Genomic DNA, 18,080 nt, shown 5'->3' with positions numbered 1-18,080 from the left:
GAGAACACGCAGCTGAAGGAAGAAGGAAGAAGGACAACAAGGAGCTGGCCAGGGAGCGTGATGTGCTCAAGCGCTGCATGGTCTTGTGGGTGAAGTAGCTGTGGCGGACCCGGCGTTGCTCGTCGGGGTGATCAGCGACCAGAAGACCGTGCACAGTATCCGTGCTCGTCGCTCCCCCGCTGTCCCCGAAGACACCAGCTCCGGGAGTCCACGCAGACATGGGGTCGGTGTAAGCCGTCAAGGGGGCGAGTGGGAGCACGGCCCCATGACGAGTATTCGGTAAGGGGGCGAACAGCGTGCCCCCTTGCCTCGTACACCAGACCGGGTAGCGGAGATCCTCCGTGGGAGCGGCCCCCCGCTCCCAAAAACGCTCCCACACACGAAGTAGGGGCCATCCGAAGATGACCCCTACCTGCGACTCTTTCGAGTCGGGACGACAGGATTTGAACCTGCGACCCCTTGACCCCCAGTCAAGTGCGCTACCAAGCTGCGCCACGTCCCGGTGCGCGTGTCCCGCGGTGTTCTGCGTGATCGCGCAGACAGAACTTTACCCCACGTTCGGGGGTGGTCCGCTCCCTCGTCGCGGGGTGCGGGGAGGGACAATCGGCGCATGAGTTCCGCACCCCGATCCGATGAACCTGGCCGTGACCGTGACGCCGAGGGGCGGGCCCGCAACGCGCGGCCGCGTGACGGGCTCGGGCGGCCGTTGCCGTACGGCGCCGAAGGCGTGGAGCGGCAGCCCGAGGGGGTCACGCGTACGCCCGACGAGACGATCGCCCAGGCCCAGGCCCTGCTGGACGCCGGGCGGCCCTTTCACGCGCACGAGGTCTTCGAGGACGCCTGGAAATCGGGCCCTGATGACGAACGTGACCTGTGGAAGGGGCTTGCGCAGCTGGCCGTTGGTCTCACCCACGCGGCGCGCGGCAACGCCACGGGCGGTGCACGGCTGCTGCTGCGCGGTGCGGCCGCGGTGGACGCGGCGCGGCGTGAGGAGCGGCCGTACGGGATCGCGGTGGACGGACTGCTCGGCTGGGCGCGGGAGTTGGCCGAGCGGGTGGAGAAGGGCGGCTCCCCCGTGGACGCGGCCTCGTGCGCGCCGCGGCTGCGGGGGGACGCGGCTCCGGGCGGGGAGGGGAGTGTGTAGGCCGTGGCTCCACGCCTCGCAGGGCGCGCCCGTCGCGTCCCGCGGCTGCACACCTCGCAGGACGCCCGCCACATCCCGTGCTCCACAACAAGACGCCCGCCACACCCCGAGCTGCACGCCTCACAGGACGCCAGTCACATCCCGCCCCTCCACACCCAGCAGGACGCCCGCCGCGTCCCGCCGCTCCACACCTCGCAGGACGCCCGCCGCGTCCCGCCGCTCCACACCTCGCAGGACGCCCGCCGCACCCCGCCCCTCCACACCCAGCAGCACGCCCGCCACACCCCGCCCCTCCACACCCAGCAGCACGCCCGTCGCGTCCCGCCCCTCCACACCTCGCAGGACGTCCGTCACACCCCGCGGCTGCACACCTCGCAGGACGCCCGTCACACCCCGCCCCTCCACACCCAGCAGCACGCCCGTCACACCCCGCCCCTCCACACCCCCGAAGACACCCGCCGCACCCCGTGCGGCAGACTCTCGGCGTGCGAAAGATTCATGTCATCGGCATCGGCGCGGGCGACCCGGACCAGTTGACCCTGCAGGCCGTCAAGGCCCTCAAGAGCAGCGACGTGTTCTTCATCCTGGACAAGGGCGGGGAGAAGGACGACCTCGTGCAGTTGCGGCGTGGGCTGCTCGACGAGCACCGGGCCGACGGCGCGTACCGCGTGGTCGAGGCGCGGGACCCGGCGCGGGACCGGAAGGCGGGCGGTGCCGATTACTCCCCCGCCGTCGGGGACTGGCGCAGCCGCCGGGCGGACATCTATGAGCGGCTCATCGCCGATGACATGGGCGAGGACGAGAGCGGGGCCTTCCTGGTGTGGGGCGATCCCGCGCTCTACGACAGCACCCTCGGGATCCTGGAGGAGGTGCTCGGCCGGGGCGAGGTGACCTTCACGTACGACGTCGTGCCCGGCATCAGCAGCGTCTCCTCGCTCGCCGCCCGGCACCGCACGGGACTCAATCGCGTCGCGCGGCCGGTGCAGATCACCACGGGGCGCCGCCTCGCCGACGGTGGTTTTCCCGAGGGGGTCGATGACGTCGTGGTGATGCTCGACGCCCATCAGGCCTTCCGGCAGTACGCCGGGCGGGCTGATGGCGATGGCGGTGACATGTATATCTACTGGGGGGCCTACATCGGGACCGCCGACGAGATCCTCGTCTCCGGGCCCCTCGACGAGGCCGCGCCCCGCATCGAGGCCCTCCGGGCCGAGGCGCGTGAGCGCAAGGGGTGGATCATGGACACATACCTGCTGCGGCGCAACCTGGACTGAGCTCTCCGGGGTCCGGCGTCACCGGACCGGCCCGGTCCGGCATGCACCTGCCCAAGGGCGGTGTGAGGGTGGCCGTGTGACCACCACCGCCCAGCCGGCCGCCGAGGCCCCGGCGCAGGGGCCGCCCGTCCTGGACAAGCGCCGTCGCAATGTCGTCTTCGTGACGATCATGCTGGGGATGCTGCTCGCCGCGCTCGACCAGACCATCGTGGGCACCGCGCTGCCCACCATCGTGTCGGATCTGGGCGGCGCCGAGCACATGTCGTGGGTGGTGACGTCGTATCTGCTTGCCGAGACCGTTGCCACGGTCCTCGTCGGGAAGTTCGGTGACCTCTTCGGGCGGAAGGTCGTCTTTCAGATCTCGGCGATCGTCTTCATCACCGGCTCGTTCCTGTGCGGGCTCTCGACGAACATGACGCTGCTCATCGCCTGGCGCGCCCTGCAGGGCATCGGCGCCGGCGGTCTGATGGTGACGTCGATGGCGTTGATCGCCGATGTCATCCCGCTGCGTGAGCGCGGGAAGTACCAGGGTGCCATCGGTGCCGTCTTCGGGGTGGCCACCGTCATCGGGCCGTTGCTCGGCGGCCTTTTCACCGACCATCTGACCTGGCGCTGGGCCTTCTACGTCAACGTACCCATCGCGATCGTCGTGGTGATCGCGGCGGCCCGCACGATCCCCGTCGTGAAGTCGGCGGTGCGGCCCGTCATCGACTATCTCGGCATCGCGTTCGTCGCGATCGGGGCCAGTGCGCTGATCCTGGCGACGAGTTGGGGCGGCAACCAGTACGCGTGGGGCTCCGGCACCATCATCGCGCTGTTCGTGGGCGGCGCCGTCGCGCTCGCGCTGTTCTGTGTGGTCGAGACGCGGGCCGCCGAACCGATGCTGCCGATGCGGCTGTTCGCCAACCCCGTCTTCACGGTCTGCTCGATCCTCAGCTTCATCGTGGGCTTCGCGATGCTCGGCGCCATGACGTTCCTGCCGACCTATCTGCAGTACGTGGACGGGGACTCGGCCACTGTCTCGGGCGTGCGGACACTGCCCATGGTGATCGGGCTGCTCATCGCGTCGGTCTTCAGCGGCAATGTGGTGAGCAAGACCGGGAAGTATCGCGTCTTCCCGATCGCGGGTTCGCTGGTGATGGCGCTCGGGCTGTATCTGCTCTCGCTGATGGGGCGCGAGACCAGTACGTGGCTCGAATCGGTCTACATGTTCGTCCTCGGCACCGGCATCGGTCTTTGCATGCAGGTTCTGACGATCGCCGTGCAGAACACGGTCGCGTACGCGGATCTGGGCACCGCCACGTCGGGGGTGACCTTCTTCCGTACGTTGGGCAGTTCGTTCGGGACGGCGGTGTTCGGGACCATCTACGCCAACACCCTTGAGCCCAATCTCAAGGACGGGGTCGCGGCCGCTGCCGCCACCGGCGCCGCGGACCCCGCCGTGGTGGCCAAGGCGGCACAGAGCCCGCAGGGGCTGCACGATCTGCCGCCCGACGCGGCCGCGCCCATCATCGAGGCGTACGCCGACACGCTGCACACCGTCTTCCTGTGGACGGTGCCGGTGGCGCTCATCGGGTTCGTGGTTGCCCTGTTCCTCAAGCAGGTGCAGCTGCGGGACAGCGCGCGGATGAGTTCGGCGGACATGGGCGAGGGCTTCGCGTCGCCGACGACGAGCGGCTCCCCGGACCAGGTCCTCGAACTGACCGTCGGGAACATCATCCGCAAGACCGGCATGGACACCGCGCGCCGCGTCATCGGGGACTCCGACACCCGGCTCGACATGGCGGGCGCGTGGGCCGTGATGCAGGTGACGCTCTTCGACCGGATGGTGGGCCACGCGAACCTCGGTCTGATCGCGGCTCGGCGTCGGGTGCCGCCCGAGGTCCTGGTGCCGGTCTTCGACCGCATGGTCGAGGAGGGCTTCCTCACCCGCTCCGGCATGCTCTTCTCGCACACCCGGGCGGGCGAGCGCGAGGCCGATGTGATCGGCAAGGCGTGGGCGAAGTGGCTGGGCGAGCAGGTGGAGAAGGACAGCGGGCGTCCCGCCGACGCGGATCTCATCAGGGCGGTCGACGCGATCGCCAAGCGTCTTCTGGTGGAGGACCTTGAGCACGGTCTGTCGCCCGAGACGCGGCGGCAGCCGCTCGCGTCGGCCAAGGCCGCGGTGTGATCAGTCAAGGGCGAGGTGTGATCAGCCACGGCGCCGGGGTCTGATCAGCCACAGCCGAGCTGTTGTCAGCCACGGCCCAGGCGCGATCAGTCAAGGCCCAGGTGCGACAGCACGCTCGCCACATCCGGCAGCTCGCGCGCTCCCTCCGGTGCCGGCGGGCGGCGGACGATCAGCACCGGCACGGACAGCGCGCGGGCCGCGGTGAGTTTGGCGGCCGTGGCGGCGCCGCCGCTGTCCTTGGTCACCAGGACGTCGATGCGGTGCTCGCGCAGCAGTGCCGTCTCGCCCTCGACGGTGTAGGGGCCCCGGTCGAGCAGGATCTCGGTGTGGTGCGGCAGCGGCGGTTCGGGTGGCTCCACGGAACGTACGAGGAAGTGGAGTTCGGCCAGGGACGGTTCCGCGAAGGCGGCGAGGCCAAGGCGCCCCGTGGTCAGGAAGACCCGGCGGCCGAGCGAGGGCAGCAGGGCCGCGGCCTCGGCGAGCGAGCCCGCGTCGTGCCAGACGTCGCCCGGGGTGGGCCGCCAGCCGGGCCTGCGCAGCAAGGCCGCCGGGACGCCGGTCGCCGCCGCGGCCCGCACCGCGTGCTCGCTGATCGTGGCGGCGAAGGGATGCGTGGCGTCCACGACGGCGTCCACGCGGTGCTCGCGCAGCCAGGCGGCGAGGCCGTCCACGCCGCCGAACCCCCCGACGCGTACGTCGCCTTCGAGCGCGGCGGGTCGGGCGACGCGCCCCGCGAGCGAGGTGGTCACGCGGACATCGGGCCGGGTGGCGAGGCGCGCGGCGAGCGCGCGGGCTTCGGTGGTTCCGCCGAGGACGAGCACATGCATGGTGCCGAGGCTACGTCGCGCCACCAGCGCCTCGTCGGCGAGGCGGCGCGTGGACGAGGCGGCGCGTGGGCGCGTCGGTGAGTGGGCGCGTCGGTGAGTGGGTGCGTCAGCGCGTGGACGAGGCGGCACGTGGGCGCGTCGGTGAGTGGGTGCGTCAGCGCGTGGATGAGGCGGCACGTGGGCCAGGCGGCACGTGGGCGCGTCGGCCCGTGAAAGAGGCGGCACGAGGACACGTCAGCCCCTGAAAGACGCGGCACGAGGACGCGTCAGCGGAGCAGCAGCTGGAGTCCGCCGAGGACGGTCGCCCCGATGACCAGCTGCTCGAAGAGCCGCTGGTTGATGCGGTGCACGGCGGCCTTGCCGATGTAGGCGCCCGGCAGGACGAAGAGCACGAGCGCGGCGTCAAGAAGCAGCGAGTGCGCGTCGATCAGGCCGAGGCCCACGCTGAACGGCACCTTGGACGTGTTGACGATCAGGAAGAACCACGCCGATGTGCCCAGGAAACTCAGCTTCCGGAAGCCCGCGGAGAGGAGGTACATCGAGAGGACCGGGCCGCCCGCGTTGGCGACCATGGTGGTGAATCCGCCGAGCACGCCGTACGAAGGGGCCTTGAGCCGGGAGCCGCGGCCGAGCTCCCCCTCGTCCGCCGGGGCCCGGCGGCGCCACAGCGTGACCGCGGCCATCAGGAGCAGGATCGCCCCGATGGACGTACGCACTCCGGTGTCGTCGGCCCACATCAGGAAGACGGTGCCCACGACCACACCGGCCGCGACGGCCGGGAACAGCCGCCACAGGGTGGGCCAGTGGGCGTGCCGGCGATAGGTGAGGACGGCTAGCACGTCGCCCGCGATGAGGATCGGAAGGAGCACACCGGTCGACTCGCGGGCCGGCAGGACCGCGGCGAAGACGGCGAGGCTGACCGTGTTGGCGCCGCTGACGGCGGTCTTCGAGAAGCCGACCAGCAGTGCGGCCGCGGCGAGCGCGGCGAATTCCCAGAGCGATATGTCCATGCCGGGAACAGATGCTAGACCCATCTATCGTCCTGGGACGGCACGGCCTAGGCCCTGCTGTAGGTGGCCCGCAGCTCCCGCTTGAGGATCTTCATGCTGGGGCCGAGCGGCAGCGCGTCGGTGAACTCCACGCGGCGCGGGTACTTGTGCCGGCCCAGGTGTTCCTTGGACCAGGCGGTGATCCCCGCGCCGTCGGGGTCCGAGCCGGGCCTCGGGACGACTACGGCGCAGATCTCCTCGCCGTGCACGTCGTCGGGCAGGCCGATCACCGCGGCGTGCGCGATGTCCGGGTGCCGCATCAGGACCTCCTCGACCTCGCGCGGGTAGACGTTGAAGCCGCCGCGGATGATGACGTCCTTCTTGCGGTCGACGATCGCCAGGAACCCGTCGGCGCCCTTGGTGCCGAGGTCACCGGTGCGGAACCAGCCGTCGACGACGGCCTCCTCGGTCGCTTCCGGACGCCCCAGGTAGCCGGAGAAGACGTTGTGGCCGCGGATGACGACCTCGCCGAGCTCCCCCGCCGGGAGCAGCTCGATGCGCCCCTCGACCTCGGCGCGGGCGATCTCCACGTCGACGCCCCACACCGGGTGGCCGATGGTGCCGGCCCTGGTGCCGAAGACGGGCTGGTTCACGGAGGCGGTGGGCGAGGTCTCGGAGAGGCCGTAGCCCTCATAGATCTGTACGCCGAAGGTCTCCTCGAAGCGTTCGAGTACGGCGACGGGGAGCGAGGCGCCGCCGGACACGCACTGCCGCAGGGCGGGCAGTTCGGCGGCCGTGGCGGCGGCCGCCACCAGGTTCACGTACATCGTCGGCACCCCGTGGAAGGTGTTGACGCCCTCCGCCGCCATCAGCTCGATGGCCCGCGCCGCGTCGAAGCGCGGCAGCAGGACGAGGGTGGCGCCCGCGCGCCAGGTGGCGTTCATGGAGACGGTCTGGCCGAAGGCGTGGAAGAGCGGGAGCGCGCCGAGCGCGATGTCGTCGCGGTGCACGTCGTGGGCGTCGAAGGCGCAGACGGTCGCGTTCATCACCAGGTTGAAGTGGGTGAGCACGGCGCCCTTGGGGACGCCGGTGGTGCCGCTGGTGTAGAAGACGACGGCCGGGTCGTCGGCCTCCCGGGTGAGGTACGTCGGCAGGGGCCCGGTCTCGCGCGCCAGGGTGTCAAGGTCGCCGTCCGCGCCGAGGGTGAGCATGCGTACGCCGGTGGCGGCGGCCGCGGCCTTGCCGGTCTCGGCCTGCGCGGGGTGGCACAGCAGCAGGGTCGCGCCGCTGTCCCGCAGGACGTGCTCGACCTCCTCGGCGGAGAGCAGGAGGTGTACGGGGACGACGACGCCGCCCGCGGCGAGGATCGCGTAATAGGCGCGCGGGAACGCGGCGGTGTTCGGCGCCATCAGGGCGACGCGGTCCCCCGGCTCGACCCCGAGGCCCACGAGCGCCGCGGCCTGCGCTCGGGCCTGACTCCACAACTCGCCGAAGGAGAGCCGGAGTTCACCCTCGACGAGGGCGGTGTGGTCCGGCCTGCGGCGGGCGGGCTCGGCGAGGATCGAGGCGAGGGACAACGTGGCCATGGGTGGTGCTCCGTTTCCGTGCGGCCTTTGGGTCTTGCGCTCTTGCGGTCATGCGGTCTTGCGCTCTTGCGGTCTTGCGGGGTGACGCGGTGGCGGTCCGGTGTGGCGCGGGCTCAGCCGCGCTCGACGAGCAGCGCACTGCCCTGGCCCACGCCGACGCACATCGTGGCCAGGCCGCGTCCTGCGCCGGTGCGGCGCATGCGGTGGAGGAGCGTGGTCAGGATGCGGGCGCCGGAGCAGCCGAGCGGGTGGCCGAGCGCGATGGCGCCGCCGGTCGGGTTGACAAGCTCCGGGTCGATGCCGAGGGCGTCGACGCAGGCGAGGGCCTGGGCCGCGAACGCCTCGTTGAACTCGGCCTCCTGGACGTCCCCGATGGACCAGCCGACGCGAGCCAGCGCCTTCTGGGTGGCGGGGACGGGGCCGATGCCCATGACGTCCGGATGGACACCGGCGGAGGCTCCGGCGACATACCGCCCCAGGGATTCGAGCCCGAGGTCGTTCAGGGCCTCCTCACTGACGAGGAGGAGCCCCGCCGCGCCGTCGTTCATCGGGGACGCGTTGCCCGCGGTGACGGTGCCGCCCTTGCGGAAGACCGGGCGCAGGCCGCTCAGCTTCTCGTACGAGGTGTCCTCACGGACGCATTCGTCGAGGTCGACGACGGTGCCGTCGGGCCGTGTGACGGGGAGGATCTCGTCGTCGAAGTGGCCGTTCTTGCGGGCCTCGGTGGCGCGTTGGTGGCTGCGCAGGGCGAAGGTGTCCTGGCGCTCGCGGGATACGCCGTACCGCTCGGCGACTTCCTCGGCGGTCTCGCCCATGGCAAGAACCCCGTGCAGCTCCCTCATCGCCGGGTTGACCAGGCGCCAGCCGAGCCGGGTGTCGAAGGTCTCCATCTTGTGCGGCAGCGCCTCGTCCGGGCGCGGGAGCACGAAGGGGGCACGGCTCATCGACTCGGAGCCGCCCGCGAGGACGATGTCGGCCTCACCGGCGGCGATGGTGCGGGCGGCGGCGGTGACGGCCTCCATGCCGGAGGCACAGAGCCGGTTCACGGTGGCGCCCGGCACGGACTCCGGGAGGCCCGCGAGGAGGGCGGCCATCCGGGCCACATTGCGGTTGTCCTCGCCCGCCTGGTTGGCGGCGCCCCAGTAGACGTCGTCGATCCGGGCGGGGTCGAGCTGCGGGGTACTCGCGACGAGACCGCGTACGACCGTGGCGGCGAGGTCGTCGGGGCGTACGGAGGAGAGGGCGCCGCGGAGTTTGCCGATGGGGGTGCGGCGGGCTGCGGCGAAGTGGACTGGGCGCACGATACGGCTCCGGATCGTCACGGTTGATCTCACATGGTGGTCTCACGATATAAATTAGCACTGCTAGTTTTGGAGTCTAGCCGGGGGTGGGCGCCGGGGGAAGTGCAGCTATATCGCGTCGCGGAGGGACCGCGCCCCGAAGGGGCGCGGGGCTGTGACATGTGCGGCTCCGCCGCGTGGGCGCGACCAGCCACATCCGACCCGCAGTCGCAGTACGGGCCTTCCAGCGGAGCGCCAAGCTCAGCCCAGCCCGATCCGCACCCCGCCACCCGCCGCGTCGACCAATCCGACCCAGGCCCCCGACAGGTGCAGCGCCCCGTTGGGCAGCACCCTGCGCGGCACCCTCGCCCGGTGCAGGCACCGCCCGTCCTGGGTGACGAACAGGACGGGACGGACCAGGGTCTCCGCCGTACGCAGCAGAAAGCGGGCCCCGGGAACCGGGGGCTCGCCCGGTACCAGGCGGTTCGGCGCCACCCACCGCAGAGGTGCGACGGCTTCGACAGGCAGCCCCGCGGACGCCGGCCAGTCCGCGCCCTCCAGATGGCGGCGCACCGCGACCGCCGCGGCCGCGCCCTCGCGCGCCGCGGCCCTCGCCGGTTCCACCGCGTGCAGCACGTTGCCCACCGCGAACACCCCGCGCGACGCCGTACGGAACGCACCGTCCACGGCGGGGCCCCGGGTCCCGGAGTCCAGCGGCACTCCCCCGCGCCGCGCCAGTTCCTGCTCGGGCACGAAGTCCCCGGTGAACACCACCGTGTCGCAGGCGATCGCCCCGAGCCGCCCGTCGGCGTGCCGCAGCCGCACCCCCGAAAGCCGCCCCCTGCCCAGGAGTTCGACGACCGTGGCGCCCGTCAGGAGCGGCACCCGGCGCCCCAGCCTGGCCGATGCGGCCCGCGCCCGGCCCACCTGCGGCCGCGTCTCCTCGGTGACGAGCGCGGCGACCTCGACGCCCGCGCGCCGCAGGGCGGCCAGCGCCGCGTAGCTCACCGGCTCCGCGCCGACGACGACCGCGCGGTTCCCGATCCGCTGGTGGTGGAGGTGCACCGCCTGTTGCAGTTCACCCGTCGTGTAGACGCCCGCCGGTCGGGTCCCCGGCACCAGGCGTGCGGCGCGCGGCCGTTCCCGCGCCCCGGTGGCGAGCACGACGGCACGGGCGGTGATCCGCTCCAGGCCGTGCGGTCCGGTCGTGTCGACCACGAGCGCCCCCGCCCACCCGGTGGCGGACACCCCGGTCCGTACGGCGGCCCCGGCGCCGAGCGCTGCCTCGACGAGGCGGTCCGCGTACTGCGGCCCCGTCACTCCCCACCGCCCGAAGCCCCGGTGGTGGCAGTGGCGCGGCACTCCGCCGGCCCGCCCCTCGCGCTCCAGGACCTCCACCGTGCCCGCACCGGCCGTGGCGAGCCGCCCGGCCGCGGCGAGCCCCGCGGGTCCGCCGCCGATCACGAGTACGTCGATGGTCCGCTGCCGCCTCATCGCGCCGCCCCCGACTCGCCCCACCCGTCGAAGAGTTCGCGCACCGCGGCCCCGCAGTAGAACCCCTGGCACCGGCCGCCGCGCGCCCGTGTCCGGCGCCGCAGGCCGTCGAGCGAACCGGGCGGGACCGTGCTGATCAGGGCGTCCCTGATCTCCCCGCGGGTCACGCGTTCGCAGTGGCAGACGATGCTGCCGTAGGCGGGGTCGGTCGCGATGAGGTCGGCGCGCTGATAGGGGCGGGGGAAGGCCTCCCCGAGGTTCGGCATGCGCACGGGGTCGAGGTCACCGGCGTGCGTCAGGTCGAGTTCGGGTCCCGCCGCATCGGCGAGCAGGTCCACGACGTACGCGGCGATCGCCATGGACGCGGTGAGGCCCGTGGAGCGGATGCCGCCCACGGTGATCCAGCGCTCATCGGGAGAGGCGTGGATCTGGTAGTCGTCGTGCTCGGTGGCGGCCCGCAGTCCGGCATAGACCGTGGTGACCTCCTCGTCGAGCAGCGCGGGCAGGATCCTTCGACCCTTGGCACGCAGCGTGTCGAGCCCGTCCGCGGTCGTCCCCGTGGCCGTCTTGTCGTCCAACTCCTCGGCGGTGGGCCCGAGAAGAACGTTTCCGTACACGGTCGGCGCCACCAGGACCCCCTTTCCCAGTGCTGTCGGCACGGGCAGGAGGATGTGGCGGACCAGGTCGCGGGCGAGTTTGTCGAAGACGATGAGCTGGCCCCGGCGGGGTGTGACGGCGAACTTGCCCTCACCCAGGAGCTGTTGGTCGAGGTCGTCGGTGTGCAGTCCCGCTGCGTTGACGAGGTAGCGGGTGCGCAGCACGCCCCGGGAGGTGGCGAGCTCACGGCATCCGCCTGCCGGGTAATCCACCCAATCACCCTTCTCCACACGGCAGTTGAGATGCAGATGCACTCCGCCGCGGACGGCTTGGGTGGCGTACGCGAGGGTCGTCGTCCAGGGGCAGATGATGGACTCGCCGGGGACGTCGAGCGCGCCGAGGGCGCCGGGCCCCAGGTGCGGTTCGCGGGCCCGCACCTCGTCGGCGTCGATGATGCGGGCCGCCGTGTAGTGGTTGCGTCGGGCCTTGTCCAACAGGCCGGGCAGGGCGGCCAGTTGTTCGTCGTCCCAGGCGACGAGCAGCGCGCCGACCGGCTCGACGGGGATCCCCGAATCGGCCGCGTACGCGGCGAGCAGGCGCTGCCCCTCGCGCACCAGGCGGGCTTCCAGGGAGCCCGGTATGGCGTCGAAACCGGTGTGCAGGATCGCCGTGTTGGCCTTGGACGTGCCGTCGCCGACATCGCCTGATGCCTCCACGAGGGCGACGCGGAGCCGGTGGTGCCGGGCGAGTTCGCGGGCGATGGCCGAGCCGACCACGCCCGCGCCGACGACGGTCACGTCGTAGGGCTCGGACGGGAGTGGGCCCTTGCTGGTGAGGGTCATCTCGGCCGCCCCTCGGTGGTGACGGTCATGGCGTCGGCGCGGGCGCGCGGTCCAGGAGCGCGGCGACCGCCGAGCGGAAGCCTGCGAGGCGTTCGGCCGCCTGCCCGGCGTCGATCCGCGGCTCGTACACGGCGGCGGGCCGCCACCGCGGCACCACGTCGCGCACGCCGAGCCTCGGGTCCAGGCCCAGGCGCGCGACGGCGCCGACGCCGAGGGCGGTGACATCGGGCAACGCCGAGACCTCCACGGGCAGTTGGAGCAGATCCGCCTGGGTCTGCATCAGCAGGGCCGAGCGGGTCAGGCCGCCGTCGACGCGCAGGCTCGTCAGGGGCTCGCCCAGGTCGGCGGCCACGGCGTCGGCGAGCGAGACGACCTGGGCGGCGATGCCTTCGCACAGGGCGCGGACCAGGTGACCGGGGGTCGTGTCGAGGCCGAGCCCGGTGATCGAGCCGCGCAGATCGCCGCGCCACCAGGGCGCCGCGAGCCCGGCGAGTGCGGGTACGAAGGTGACGCCGCCCGCGTCGGGGACGGCCGCGCCCACCGGGTCGATGTCCTCGGCCCCGGCGATCACCCCGAGGTCGGTGAGCCAGCGGACGGCGGACGCTGCGGTGTAGACCTGCCCGTCCAGGCAGTAGCTGCTCTCCCCCGCGAGCCGCCAGGCGACGCAGCTGACCAGGCCGGAGTCGCCGCGGCGCGGGCGCGAGCCGGTCTGGGCGAGCAGGAAGGCCCCGGTGCCGTAGGTGCATTTGGCGGTGCCCGGCTCGGTGACGTCCTGGGCGAGCAGCGCGGCCTGCTGGTCGACGAGCAGTCCGGTCAGCGGGAGTTCGGGGCCGAAGGCCTTGGTGGTGCCGACCGGGCCCGCTGCGTCGACGACGCGCGGCAGCCGCTCGCCGCCGAGCCCGAAGACGTCCAGGGCCCGCGGCGACCAGGCGACGTCGTCCAGGCCGAGCAGCTGGGTGCGTCCTGCCGTCGCCGCGTCGGTGACGAACTCTCCGGTGAGCCGGTGCACGAGCCAGGCGTCGCTGGTGGTGACCACGCCGTCCCGGGTGAGATGACGGCGTATCCACGCCATCTTGGGCGCGGCGAAGTAGGGGTCGAGGGGAAGCCCCGTCAGCTCCCTCAACTCATCGGCGTACGGAGCGAGTTCCGTGCACAGTGGCTCCGCGCGCCGGTCCTGCCACACGATCGCGTCGGTCAGCGGCCGGCCGGACGCGGGGTCCCAGGCGAGCACCGTCTCACCCTGATTGGCGAGCCCGACGGCGGCGACCGGCTCCCCCGCCTCGTCCAGGGCGCGGCGTCCGGCGTCGACGACCGAGGCGAGCAGCGCGGCCGGATCGACCTCCACCCGGCCGCCTGGCAGATGGCGCGGGCGCACCGGCGCGGTGCCGGAGCCGATCACGCCGCGCTCCGGGCAGAGGACGAGCGCCTTGGTGCCGGACGTGCCCTGGTCGATGGCGAGGACGGCCTCGCCGCGCGGAGCGCTGCCATTCGTGATCACCGCGGAAGCCTGCTACAGCGGCCACGAGGGCGTCAAGGGTCCCTCTTCCGCCCCGATAGAGACGCAAATCGCCAACCGGCGCGCCGAGTTGAACACAATTCGATCCCAAAAGATCCATGAACCGCCATGGAAACGGAACATCCAGATCTACACTGACCGCCGAGCAACACCGTTGTGCCGCAGGCCAGTTCAAGCCATCCGTCCGTCCGCCATCCGCCCTCCTCCCCCACAGAGGATTCATGCCCATGCCGTCCGGCCGCCCCGTCTATCACCCGGCGGGCCACGACGAACAGTTGCGCGCCGTGCTCCAGGACCTCAAGGCGGGTCGCTGGGTGTCGACGCGGAACCTGCTCGACGCGACGCCCGACTGGGGTCTGTGGACGCAGCGCACGCAGATCCTGGCGGCCGCCGTCGCCGGTTCCGACGTGATCAGGGCCTGGCAGGAGGAGGAGCCGCTCAGCGAGGCGGCTGCCGTCCTGCACGCCAGGGTGCTCGTCGAGCGGACCCTGCGCGCCCACCGGGCCGGGCACCGCCACACCAACGATCTGTGGCGCGAGGCGGCCGCGGCGTGCGGCGCCATGGCGGACGCGTCCCCCGAGGATCCCGTGCCGTGGATCTGTCTGCTGGCCCTGGCCCAGCTCGACAAGGGGCAGCGGTGGGACGAGCACCGGGCGCCCGCCCCGGAGCCGATGCTGTTCCCCGGACCCTGGCATCTGCTCGCCGAGGCCGACAAGCGCGACCCCGGCAATCGCGAGGCCTACCACCGCATGCTGCAGTTCGCCTACGCGCGTCGACCCTCGGGGCCGCTGACCGAAGCGGTCAACTTCGCGCACTGGGCGGCCGGTTCGGCACCCGCCGGGTCCGCGCTGCACGTACTGCCCCTGTACGTACGGGTCGAGCGGTACCGCAAGGACGGCGGCAGCGAGCGCGCCCTCGACCTGCACTGGATCGGCGACGACGCGACCCGGTCCGCGCTGCGCGCCCTGCACCTGTGGTTCGAGCACACGCTGCCCGCGGCGACCTCGCTGCTCGACCTCAACCATCTGGCCCACGCGTTATGGGGCGCACACCAATTCCAGGACGCCGTACGGGTGTTCACGGTCCTCGACCCCTTCTACACCGTGGCGCCGTGGACGTACCGCACCCGGTCGCCCGGTGACGCGGAGGCGGCGGCCGAGGCGTTCGTCCAGGCACGCACCCGCTGTATGAGCGCCGTACAAGATCCGGGCTGAGGCGTCCGGGCCGCGCCGGGCCGCGCCGGGCCCATCGAAAGCAGCACCACCCGCTCTCTCCCCCCAGTCCCCGCTCCCCGACGGAGGTACATCCGTGTCCCGCACCACCTGGTCGTCGAGCCCAGCCGCGACCTCGACCCCGCTGCCAGACGAGGAACAGAGACTCAGAGAACTCGGCTACCAGCCGGTCCTGGCCCGCCGGATGGGCGGCTTCGGCAACTTCGCCATCAGCTTCTCCGTCATCTCCATCCTGTCCGGCTGCATGACCCTGTACGGGTTCGGCCTGGGCACCGGCGGCCCCGCCGTGATGCTGTGGGGCTGGGCGGGTGTCGGCCTCTTCGTGCTCTGCGTCGGCCTCGCGCTCGCCGAGGTCACCAGCGCCTATCCCACGTCCGGGGCCCTCTACTACATGGCCGACCGGCTCGGCGGCCGCCGCTGGGGCTGGTACACGGGCTGGCTCAATCTGCTCGGTCTGCTCGGCGCGATCGCGGGCATCGACTACGGCGCCGCGCTGTTCTCCGGGGCGTTCCTGAACCTGCAGTTCGGCTTCACGCCGACGCCGGAGAAGACCTTCCTGATCTTCCTCTGCATCCTGCTCCTGCACGCCGTCCTGAACCTGTTCAACGTACGTCTGGTGAGTCTGCTCAACTCCATCAGCGTGTGGTGGCACGTGGCCGGTGTCGCGGTGATCGTGGGCGTTCTCGCGATCGTGCCGGACCACCACCAGTCGCCGTCGTTCGTCTTCACCGAGTTCGTCAACGACACCGGGTGGGACAACCCGCTCTACGTCACGGCGATCGGCCTGCTCCTCGCGCAGTACACGTTCTCCGGGTACGACGCGTCCGCGCACCTGTCGGAGGAGACCTCCAACGCCTCGGTGTCCGCGGCCCGCGGCATCGTGCGCGCCATCTGGGCCTCGTGGATAGCCGGTTTCATCCTGCTGGCCGGGCTGACCTTCGCGATCCAGGACTATGCGGGCACGCAGGGCAGCGAGACCGGTGTACCGCCCGCGCAGATCATGATCGACGCGCTCGGCGAGTCCGGGGCGACCGCGCTGCTGCTCATCGTGATCGTGGCGCAGCTGTTCTGCGGCAACGCGGAGACTGCGGCGGCGAGCCGCATGGTGTTCGCGTTCAGCCGTGACAACGCGCTGCCGGGCTCCGCGGTGTGGCGCAAGGTCAGCTCCCGCACGCAGGTCCCGGTGCCCGCGGTGTGGCTTTCGGTGGGCCTGGCCGCGCTGATCGCGCTGCCGTCGCTCTACTCGGCGACCGCGTACACGGCGGTGACCGCCATCAACGTCATCGGCATCACGCCCGCCTACGCCATCCCCATCTTCCTGAAGCTGCGCGCGGGCGACCGCTTCCAGCCGGGCCCGTGGAACCTGGGCCGCTGGAGCAGGCCCATCGGCTGGATCGCGGTGCTGTGGGTGGCGTTCGTGACGGTCCTTTTCTGCCTGCCGCAGGTGTCACCGGTGACGGCCAAGTCCATGAACTACGCGTCGATCGCGCTGGCCGTGGTGCTGATCCTCGCCACGGTGTGGTGGTTCGTGGCGCGCCGCTCCTACAGCACGCCGTCGGCGTACGGATCGGAGCGGGAGCAGGCGGAGATCGCGGAGGACATCGTCTGAGCTGTCCTCTGGCCGCTACGGCCGGCGGTCGTTGAGGATGCGCTGGAAGAGCCGGTGGTCGCGCCAGGCGCCGTTGATGTGCAGATAGTCCGGCGCGACACCGAACTCCTCGAAGCCGCACTTGGCGAGGACGCGCTGCGACGGCACGTTGTCGAGGAGGGTGCCCGCCTCGACGCGGTGCAGGCGGAGTTCGGTGTCGGCGGACGCGCAGGCCTGCGTGACGGCGGCGGAGGCAAGACCGCGGCCGATGTGGTCGACGTCGATCCAGTAGCCGAGGATTCCGCTGCGGAAGGGGCCGAGGGAGATCGCGGAGAGGGTGACCGTGCCGACGATGTCCCCTTCGCGGTCGAGCACCCAGGGCGCCGCCCGCCCGGCCCGGCACTCCTCCAACTGGGCGCGGAGCCGGGTGGCCTGCGCCTGTGGGGTGAAGTAGCTCTCGGGCCGGGTCGGCTCCCACGGCTCCAGGTGGGCGCGGCTGCGCAGCCGGGCGCGGGCGAGACCGTCCGTGTCCTCCAGCGTGGCGGGGCGCATGACGACGTCAGGGGCGATGCGTACGGAGTCGCTGATCATGCGCCAAGCGTAGGGAGTGCGGAGGGGGTGCGGGCCGGTTGGTTCACCTTCCGCCCGCCACGCGCAGGATCGTGCCGGTCGCGTACGAGGCCTCGTCCGAAAGCAGCCAATGGACGGCCGCCGCGATCTCATCGGGCTGCCCCGAGCGGCCCAGAGGGATCCCTGCCGCGAGCTTCGCCGGGCGCTCGGGGTCGGCGTGGAACTCGGTCCAGATGACGCCGGGGGCGACGGCGTTCACGCGGATGCCGTGCCCGGCGACCTCCTTCGAGAGGCCGACCGTCATCGTGTCGACGGCGCCCTTGGCGGCGGCGTAGTGGATGTACTCGCCCGGGGCGCCGAGGGTCGCCGCGGCGGAGGAGATGTTCACGATGGCACCGCCGCCGGTGCGGGTCATGTCGCGGACCGCGCGCCGTGCGCAGAGCAGATAGCCGAGTACGTTCACTTCGAGTGCGCGGCGCATGGCGGCGGGCTCGGCCTCCGTGAGGGGGCCCACGGGGGCGCCGACGCCGGCGTTGTTCACCAGGCCGGTCACCGGGCCGAGTTCCGCGGCGGCGGTCTCGAAGAGGCGGTCGACGTCCGCCTCTTCGGCGGTGTCCATCTTGACGGTGACGCAGCGGGTGCCGGCCTCGCGGACGGTGGCGGCGACCTTCTCCGCCGCTTCGGCGTCGGAGTGATAACCAAGGGCGATGTGGTGGCCCTCGTGCGCGAGGCGGGCGCAGATGGCCGCGCCGATGCCGCGGCTGCCGCCGGTTACCACGGTGACGGGGGTGTGCGGCATGGGGTCCTCCACGGTTCTCGTGCTCTCGGGCTGAGCTGATCTTGGGTTGCGGTTTGATCGATCATTCCCCAACCCCCCCCCCCCCCCCAATAACGGCCCGGGGGGGGGGGTGTTTCGGGCGCGCCGGGTATACCCCTACTTGTTGGGGTTTTTGGTCGGGGTATGGGGCCGG

15 protein-coding genes and 1 tRNA gene are annotated in these 18,080 nt (G+C 71.9%); 5 read left to right on the top strand and 11 right to left on the bottom strand.

Annotated features, from left to right (window positions below):
* Positions 1-428 precede the first annotated feature (428 nt).
* Positions 429-502, bottom strand: a tRNA-Pro gene (locus ACFWY6_RS02530).
* 108 nt (positions 503-610) lie between these two features.
* Here ACFWY6_RS02530 and ACFWY6_RS02525 point away from each other — a divergent pair.
* Positions 611-1,144 (top strand): DUF309 domain-containing protein, encoded by a 534-nt coding sequence (locus tag ACFWY6_RS02525; RefSeq protein WP_384685519.1) that lies wholly within the window; start codon positions 611-613, stop codon positions 1,142-1,144.
* A 120-nt stretch (positions 1,145-1,264) separates the two neighbouring features.
* Here the strand turns inward: ACFWY6_RS02525 and ACFWY6_RS02520 are convergent, their stop codons facing one another.
* A complete protein-coding gene (locus tag ACFWY6_RS02520) occupies positions 1,265-1,570 on the bottom strand; it encodes a hypothetical protein (RefSeq protein ID WP_384685516.1) in 306 nt (101 codons plus the stop codon).
* Positions 1,571-1,629: 59 nt separating this feature from the next.
* Here ACFWY6_RS02520 and cobF point away from each other — a divergent pair, with 59 nt between their 5' ends.
* A complete protein-coding gene (cobF, locus tag ACFWY6_RS02515) occupies positions 1,630-2,418 on the top strand; it encodes a precorrin-6A synthase (deacetylating) (protein ID WP_384685513.1) in 789 nt (262 codons plus the stop codon).
* 76 nt (positions 2,419-2,494) lie between these two features.
* Positions 2,495-4,588 (top strand): MDR family MFS transporter, encoded by a 2,094-nt coding sequence (locus ACFWY6_RS02510; RefSeq protein WP_384685510.1) that lies wholly within the window; start codon positions 2,495-2,497, stop codon positions 4,586-4,588.
* Positions 4,589-4,674: 86 nt separating this feature from the next.
* Here the strand turns inward: ACFWY6_RS02510 and ACFWY6_RS02505 are convergent, their stop codons facing one another.
* The 7 genes from ACFWY6_RS02505 to ACFWY6_RS02475 all read right to left on the bottom strand — a co-directional run bounded on the left by ACFWY6_RS02505 (position 4,675) and on the right by ACFWY6_RS02475 (position 13,701).
* A complete protein-coding gene (locus tag ACFWY6_RS02505) occupies positions 4,675-5,415 on the bottom strand; it encodes a cobalt-precorrin-6A reductase (RefSeq protein ID WP_384685654.1) in 741 nt (246 codons plus the stop codon).
* A 266-nt stretch (positions 5,416-5,681) separates the two neighbouring features.
* A complete protein-coding gene (locus ACFWY6_RS02500) occupies positions 5,682-6,425 on the bottom strand; it encodes a sulfite exporter TauE/SafE family protein (protein ID WP_384685506.1) in 744 nt (247 codons plus the stop codon).
* A 47-nt stretch (positions 6,426-6,472) separates the two neighbouring features.
* Positions 6,473-7,990 (bottom strand): long-chain fatty acid--CoA ligase, encoded by a 1,518-nt coding sequence (locus ACFWY6_RS02495; RefSeq protein ID WP_384685504.1) that lies wholly within the window; start codon positions 7,988-7,990, stop codon positions 6,473-6,475.
* A gap of 113 nt (positions 7,991-8,103) precedes the next feature.
* Complete coding sequence (locus ACFWY6_RS02490) at positions 8,104-9,291, bottom strand: thiolase family protein (RefSeq protein ID WP_384685501.1); 1,188 nt, start codon at positions 9,289-9,291, stop codon at positions 8,104-8,106.
* Between the two features lie 240 nt (positions 9,292-9,531).
* A complete protein-coding gene (locus ACFWY6_RS02485) occupies positions 9,532-10,764 on the bottom strand; it encodes an FAD-dependent oxidoreductase (protein WP_384685498.1) in 1,233 nt (410 codons plus the stop codon).
* The gene (locus tag ACFWY6_RS02480) at positions 10,761-12,203 is read right to left on the bottom strand and encodes an FAD-dependent oxidoreductase (protein WP_384685495.1); all 1,443 of its coding nucleotides are present in this window, start codon (positions 12,201-12,203) and stop codon (positions 10,761-10,763) included. Before ACFWY6_RS02480 ends, ACFWY6_RS02485 begins: the two co-directional genes overlap by 4 nt.
* A gap of 25 nt (positions 12,204-12,228) precedes the next feature.
* Positions 12,229-13,701, bottom strand: a complete 1,473-nt coding sequence (locus ACFWY6_RS02475; protein WP_384685492.1) for an FGGY family carbohydrate kinase — start codon at positions 13,699-13,701, stop codon at positions 12,229-12,231.
* A gap of 239 nt (positions 13,702-13,940) precedes the next feature.
* On the opposite strand from ACFWY6_RS02475, the gene ACFWY6_RS02470 reads away from it, so the two are divergent.
* Together ACFWY6_RS02470 and ACFWY6_RS02465 are read left to right on the top strand one after the other, a co-directional pair.
* Positions 13,941-14,933 carry a hypothetical protein gene (locus ACFWY6_RS02470; protein WP_384685489.1) on the top strand — a complete coding sequence of 331 codons (993 nt, stop codon included), beginning with the start codon at positions 13,941-13,943 and terminating at the stop codon, positions 14,931-14,933.
* Between the two features lie 94 nt (positions 14,934-15,027).
* A complete protein-coding gene (locus ACFWY6_RS02465; protein WP_384685487.1) occupies positions 15,028-16,560 on the top strand; it encodes an amino acid permease in 1,533 nt (510 codons plus the stop codon).
* Between the two features lie 15 nt (positions 16,561-16,575).
* Here ACFWY6_RS02465 and ACFWY6_RS02460 read toward each other — a convergent pair whose 3' ends face one another.
* Together ACFWY6_RS02460 and ACFWY6_RS02455 are read right to left on the bottom strand one after the other, a co-directional pair.
* Positions 16,576-17,130, bottom strand: coding sequence for a GNAT family N-acetyltransferase (locus ACFWY6_RS02460; RefSeq protein ID WP_384685484.1), 555 nt, complete (start codon positions 17,128-17,130; stop codon positions 16,576-16,578).
* 43 nt (positions 17,131-17,173) lie between these two features.
* Complete coding sequence (locus ACFWY6_RS02455) at positions 17,174-17,908, bottom strand: SDR family NAD(P)-dependent oxidoreductase (protein ID WP_384685481.1); 735 nt, start codon at positions 17,906-17,908, stop codon at positions 17,174-17,176.
* Positions 17,909-18,080 lie beyond the last annotated feature (172 nt).

The organism is Streptomyces sp. NPDC059037, assembly GCF_042740015.1.
Taxonomy (GTDB): Bacteria; Actinomycetota; Actinomycetes; order Streptomycetales; family Streptomycetaceae; genus Streptomyces.
This window is presented reverse-complemented; position numbering and strand designations above follow the sequence as displayed.

What these genes read in the sequence shown, in the direction of transcription:
- ACFWY6_RS02525 (WP_384685519.1), top strand. Translation starts at nt 611, where the DNA reads ATGAGTTCCGCACCCCGATCCGATGAACCTGGCCGTGACCGTGACGCC.
- ACFWY6_RS02505 (WP_384685654.1), bottom strand. Translation starts at nt 5,415, where the DNA reads ATGCATGTGCTCGTCCTCGGCGGAACCACCGAAGCCCGCGCGCTCGCC.
- ACFWY6_RS02500 (WP_384685506.1), bottom strand. Translation starts at nt 6,425, where the DNA reads ATGGACATATCGCTCTGGGAATTCGCCGCGCTCGCCGCGGCCGCACTG.
- ACFWY6_RS02495 (WP_384685504.1), bottom strand. Translation starts at nt 7,990, where the DNA reads ATGGCCACGTTGTCCCTCGCCTCGATCCTCGCCGAGCCCGCCCGCCGC.
- ACFWY6_RS02485 (WP_384685498.1), bottom strand. Translation starts at nt 10,764, where the DNA reads ATGAGGCGGCAGCGGACCATCGACGTACTCGTGATCGGCGGCGGACCC.
- ACFWY6_RS02480 (WP_384685495.1), bottom strand. Translation starts at nt 12,203, where the DNA reads ATGACCCTCACCAGCAAGGGCCCACTCCCGTCCGAGCCCTACGACGTG.
- ACFWY6_RS02470 (WP_384685489.1), top strand. Translation starts at nt 13,941, where the DNA reads ATGCCCATGCCGTCCGGCCGCCCCGTCTATCACCCGGCGGGCCACGAC.
- ACFWY6_RS02460 (WP_384685484.1), bottom strand. Translation starts at nt 17,130, where the DNA reads ATGATCAGCGACTCCGTACGCATCGCCCCTGACGTCGTCATGCGCCCC.
- ACFWY6_RS02455 (WP_384685481.1), bottom strand. Translation starts at nt 17,908, where the DNA reads ATGCCGCACACCCCCGTCACCGTGGTAACCGGCGGCAGCCGCGGCATC.